The organism is Enterobacter sp. R-1.6.2 (genome assembly GCF_035064085.1).
In the GTDB taxonomy this organism is placed as follows: domain Bacteria; phylum Pseudomonadota; class Gammaproteobacteria; order Enterobacterales; family Enterobacteriaceae; genus Enterobacter; species Enterobacter asburiae_B.
On the sequence record NZ_JASEYI010000097.1, the window covers coordinates 1 to 1,197 of the forward strand.

General features: G+C 51.5%; 1 protein-coding gene. It reads left to right on the top strand.

All coding sequences use genetic code 11. From position 1 onward, the window contains the following. Positions 1-68: 68 nt before the first annotated feature. Positions 69-1,049, top strand: a complete 981-nt coding sequence (locus tag QMN93_RS25940) for an IS5-like element ISEc68 family transposase (protein ID WP_000082736.1) — start codon at positions 69-71, stop codon at positions 1,047-1,049. Positions 1,050-1,197: the final 148 nt, after the last annotated feature.

The following is a 1,197-nucleotide window of genomic DNA, read 5'->3' on the forward strand; positions in this document are numbered from 1 at the left end:
GGAAGGTGCGAATAAGTCCGAGATGTGAGATCATCGTGTTGTAACCTGAACCCAGAATGAGTAACCGGATGAGCCAGCAACTGACTTTTGCCGACAGTGAGTTTTCCAGTAAACGCCGCCAGACCCGCAAAGAAGTTTTCCTTGGCAGAATGGATGACTTGCTTCCCTGGGACAAATTACTTGGCGTTATCGAGCCTGTGTATCCCAAGGCCGGTAATGGTCGCAGGCCCTATCCGCTGGAAACCATGCTGCGTATTCACTGCATGCAGCAATGGTACAACCTGAGCGATGAGGCCATGGAAGATGCCCTCTATGAAATCGCCTCCATGCGCCAATTTGCTCGCCTGTCACTGGATAAAGCCATTCCAGACCGCACTACCATCATGAATTTCCGGCATTTGCTGGAGCAGCATGAACTGGCCCGCAAAATCTTCAGTACCGTTAATCACTGGCTAGCAGAGTGTGGCGTTCTAATGACCCAGGGCACCTTGGTGGATGCCACCATCATTCAAGCCCCCAGCTCTACCAAAAACAAACACAACAGCCGTGATGAAGACATGCACCAGACCAAGAAAGGTAACCAGTGGTACTTCGGCATGAAAGCGCACATTGGCGTGGACGCCAAAAGTGGCCTGACCCACAGTCTGGTGACCACGGCGGCTAACGAGCACGACCTCAATCAGGTTGGCAAGTTACTGCATGGCGATGAAGAATTTATCTCAGCCGATGCTGGTTATCAGGGGGCCGAAAAGCGCGATGAGCTCAGCGATGTCAGCGCAGACTGGCTTATCGCCAAGCGTCCCGGCAAAGTGAATGCATTGAAGCAACACCCGCGCAAGAACAAGCTGGCCATCCGTTACGAATACCTGAAAGCGAGTATCCGAGCGAAGGTTGAGCATCCATTTCGGATAGTAAAATGTCAGTTTGGTTTCGTCAAAGCCAGGTACAAGGGGCTGGCTAAAAATGACAGTCAACTGGCGATGTTATTCACCCTGGCGAACCTGGTTCGAGTTGACCAATTGATACGGGCACAGGCGAGATCTACCTGAAATGAGGAAATTGGCCTGAAACAGGGCCAAAATCAGCCACGAAGAGACGATTTTGGGCTGAAAATTGGAAAATTGAGCCACAGGACGTCGATAAAGGACGGTTTGGGGCGTCATATCGGGAGCTGCGGACCACTTAATCGCAACTTCC

Coding starts and splice junctions, on each gene's coding strand:
- QMN93_RS25940 (WP_000082736.1), top strand. CDS start 69: ATGAGCCAGCAACTGACTTTTGCCGACAGTGAGTTTTCCAGTAAACGC.